General features: G+C 77.2%; 5 protein-coding genes. 2 read left to right on the top strand and 3 right to left on the bottom strand.

Translation table 11 applies throughout. The features are described 5' to 3' along the window. Together G6556_RS17730 and G6556_RS17735 are read left to right on the top strand one after the other, a co-directional pair. Positions 1 to 1239: histidine kinase (locus tag G6556_RS17730; RefSeq protein WP_166944323.1), on the top strand; the 1239-nt coding region annotated here is incomplete at its 5' end. Further along, a complete protein-coding gene (locus G6556_RS17735) occupies positions 1227 to 1928 on the top strand; it encodes a response regulator transcription factor (protein ID WP_346774983.1) in 702 nt (233 codons plus the stop codon). The genes G6556_RS17730 and G6556_RS17735, both read left to right, overlap by 13 nt. Positions 1929 to 2114: 186 nt before the next feature. Here the strand turns inward: G6556_RS17735 and G6556_RS17740 are convergent, their stop codons facing one another. The 3 genes from G6556_RS17740 to G6556_RS17750 form a co-directional block, all read right to left on the bottom strand. Then, positions 2115 to 2357 (bottom strand): hypothetical protein, encoded by a 243-nt coding sequence (locus G6556_RS17740; RefSeq protein ID WP_166944327.1) that lies wholly within the window; start codon positions 2355 to 2357, stop codon positions 2115 to 2117. A gap of 3 nt (positions 2358 to 2360) precedes the next feature. After that, positions 2361 to 3038: a winged helix-turn-helix domain-containing protein gene (locus tag G6556_RS17745; RefSeq protein WP_166944329.1), complete on the bottom strand. Its 678-nt coding sequence runs from the start codon at positions 3036 to 3038 to the stop codon at positions 2361 to 2363. 75 nt (positions 3039 to 3113) lie between these two features. Next, the coding region (locus tag G6556_RS17750; protein ID WP_166944331.1) for a class F sortase at positions 3114 to 3556 on the bottom strand (443 nt) is incomplete at its 5' end.

The raw sequence follows: 3556 nt of genomic DNA on the forward strand, positions 1-3556 counted from the left end.
CCGAGGCGCGGCGGCGCCGCCGCCCTGGCGCCGCCGCGCCTCGGACCCTGGTCGCGGACGTGGCGCTACCTCGCGGCCGTGGGGGTCGGCCTGGTGCTGTGGGTGTTCGTCGTCGACGACGTCACCGGGGCGCCGGTCGGCGACGGGGCCCGGGCGGCCGGGATGGTCCTGCTCGACCTGGTCCTCGGCCTCGTCGCGGTCGGCCTGCTCGCGCTCCGCCGGCGGCGCCCGCTGCTCACCACCCTGCTCATCGCCGGCCTGACCGCGCTGTCGGCGTTCGCGGTCGGGCCGGGGATGCTCGCGCTCGTCTCGCTCGCCACCCGGCGGCGGTGGCGGGAGGTGGCGCTCGCGGGCGTCGTCTGGATCGCGGCCACCGTCGCGTACGAGGTGATGTACCCGGGCACCTCGGCCACGGCGGACCTCGGGGTGCCCTGGGTGCTGGCCGCCCTCGGGCTCAGCCTGCTGTTCCTGGGGCTGCTCGTCGCGACCGGCTTCTACATCGGCGCCCGCCGGGAGCTGCTGGCGACCCTGCGGCTGCGCGCCGAGGCCGCCGAGCGCGCCCAGGAGTCCCGGGCCGCGGAGGCGCGGCAGGCCGAGCGCACCCGGATCGCGCGCGAGATGCACGACGTCCTGGCGCACCGGATCTCCCTGGTCGCGATGCAGGCCGGCGGCCTCGCCTACCGGGACGACCTGACCCGGGCGCAGATCACCGCGTCCGCCGAGACGATCCGGGACAGCGCGCACCGGGCGCTCGGGGAGCTCCGCGAGGTGCTCGGCGTGCTCCGGGCCGACGACGACACGGTGGTGCCGACCGAGGACGAGGCACCGCAGCCGACGCTCGCCGAGCTGCCGGCCCTGCTCGCCGACGCCGACGAGGCCGGCACCCCCGCGCGACTCGACGTGTCCGGGCTGCCCGGCGGGGACCGGTCGGCGCTCGCCGGGCTGCCGGACACCGCCTCGCGCACCGCCTTCCGGGTGCTCCAGGAGGCCCTGACCAACGCCCGGAAGCACGCGCCGGGGCAGGAGGTCCAGGTGCGGCTGGCGGGGGAGCCGGGGGAGCGGCTGCTCGTCGAGGCGACGAACCCGGTGCCGGTCGGGGTCGTCGCGGGGGCACCCGGCGCCGGGCTCGGCCTCGTCGGCGCCGCCGAGCGCGCCGAGCTGCTGGGCGGGTCGCTCGAGCACGGCGTCGGGCCGGACGGGCGGTTCGCCGTGAGAGTGTGGCTGCCGTGGCCGAGCTGACCCCGACCCCCGCCGGGCCCGCCGACGTCCAGGCCGAGGTCGTGCGCGTGGTGGTCGTCGACGACGACGCCCTGGTCCGCGCCAGCCTCCGGATGATCCTCGGCGGCGACCCGCGCCTCGAGGTGGTCGCCGAGTGCGCCGACGGCGCGGAGGCCGTGACCGTCGTGCAGCGGCTGCGCCCCGACGTCGTATTGATGGACGTCCGGATGCCGCGGGTCGACGGGCTGACCGCCCTCCGGTCGCTCGCCGCCGCCGGGTCGACGGCCCGGGTCATCGTGCTCACGACGTTCGACGCCGACGAGCTGGTGCTCCGCGCGCTGCGCGAGGGCGCCGCGGGGTTCCTGCTGAAGGACACCCCGCCGGCACAGCTGGTCGACGGCATCCACCGGGTCGCGGCCGGGGAGCCCATCCTGTCGCCGACGGTCACCGCCCAGCTCATCGCGTCGGTGGCCAAGCCGGAGGACGCCGAGCGGCGGGCGGCGGCGCTGCGGGCGCTGGAGGTGCTGACCCCGCGCGAACGGGACGTGGCGGTCGCCGTCGCGGAGGGGCTGTCGAACCAGGAGATCGCCGAGCGGCTGTTCCTCGGCCTCGCGACGGTCAAGACGCACGTGGCGCACCTGTTCGCGAAGCTCGGGGTCGCGAACCGGGTGCAGATCGCGCGCCTGGTGCACGAGGCCGGCCTGGGCTGACCCGGGCGGGGGCGGTGCGCGTCCGCGCGCGGCGCGCTGCGTCGCTGGGCCGCCTCCCGTCGCGCGCCTGGCGCCGAGTGGGTATCAGACGTGCCGAGGGGGTAGTCGCCGACTACCCCCTCGGCACGTCTCGTACTCAGTCGCGGGCGGAGGGGCGGCCGGCCGGAGCGGGCGGCCGGGCCGGCGTCAGACGCCGATGCCCGCGCGGGACGCCAGGGCGCGGTCCACGGCGGCGTCGCGGTCGGCGAGGGCCTGCGTGGTCGCGCGGGCCCGGGCGGCGGCCCGCGGGTCGCGCGCGTGCGGCACCGCGCGGGCGACGGCGGCGGCCGCGGCGGCCTCGGCGGCCCGGCGGCGCCGCACGGACAGGTAGGGCAGCCGGAGCGGCACCGCGCGGGTGCCGTAGCTGACGTCGAAGGTCACCGTGGTCATGGCTCAGTCCTCCTGCTGCGGTGCGGGCGGGGCGGCCTCGGCGCTGGGCTCGAAGGCCATGTCGGGGTTGATCGCGGTGAACATCCGCATCATGCGGGCGCCACCGGGTCGGATCGCGGGGTCGACGGTGCGGCCGTCGAACCGCTTCATCAGCGCGTGCATGCCCTCGATGAGCTCGGCGGTCTCCTCCGGGGTGGCCCAGAACGCCGACGTGGTCAGCTGGGTCAGCGGGATGAGGCCGGGGTCCACGACGCCGTCGTGGTCGAGATGCCGGAGGTGGTCGATGTAGCGCTCGGCCTCCCGGCGCACCGAGATCTCGCCGAGCTCCAGGACCGCGCGCCGGGAGGCCGGGTCGAGCGGGTCGGGCGTGATGTTGCGCTCGCGGGCGACGACGCGCCAGGGGCGCTCGCGGCCGCGCGGCTCGGCGGGCTCGATGTAGCCGGCCTTGGCGAGCGTCCGGAGGTGGAACGAGCAGTTCGCGACGGTCTGGCCGAGATGCACGGCGCACTCCGTCGCGGTGGCCTCGCCGACGTCGTCGAGGAACGACAGCAGGTCCATCCGCACCGGGTGGGCGAGGGCCCGGACCCGGGTCGGGTCGGTGACCCGCAGGGTCTCGGGCCGCGTCGCGGGGCCCGGGGCCGCGGCGGCGGTCGCGTCGTCGGTGTGCTCGGCGGTGGTCATGCGAGCAACGCTAGACGCGCAACAGTCGTTGCGCAAGAGGTGTTGCGAAAGAACTGTTGCGTAGGCCCGGCGCGCTCACAGCGGAGTGGCGACCACGACCGCGTTGTCTGCGTAGTGCCCGGACCGGAACGCCCCGCTGCAGGTGATCACGACCAGGCGCGACGGGCCGCCCACGGCGAACAGGCCGGCCGGGAGCCCGGACGACTTCGGGTACGACCGGACCTCGGCCACGGCGTACCGCACGACCGTGCCCGCGGTCGTGGTGACCTCCACCCTCGTCCCGACCGCGGCCCGCAGCACGGCCGCCATGGGCCCGGCGCCCACGCCCTCGGCATCGACGTGGGCCGCCACCACCGTCGACCCCTCCGGCGCGCCCGGCACCGCCCCGCTCGACCACCAGCCCGCGACGCGCGGGTCCGCCGGCACCTCGAGCGCACCGACGTCGTCCGTCCCGACCGGGACCACGTCCACCGCGACCCCGAGGTCGGGGACGGTCAGCCGCGTCGGCGCGGCGACGG

Source organism: Cellulomonas sp. IC4_254, from assembly GCF_011603975.1.
In the GTDB taxonomy this organism is placed as follows: Bacteria; Actinomycetota; Actinomycetes; order Actinomycetales; family Cellulomonadaceae; genus Cellulomonas.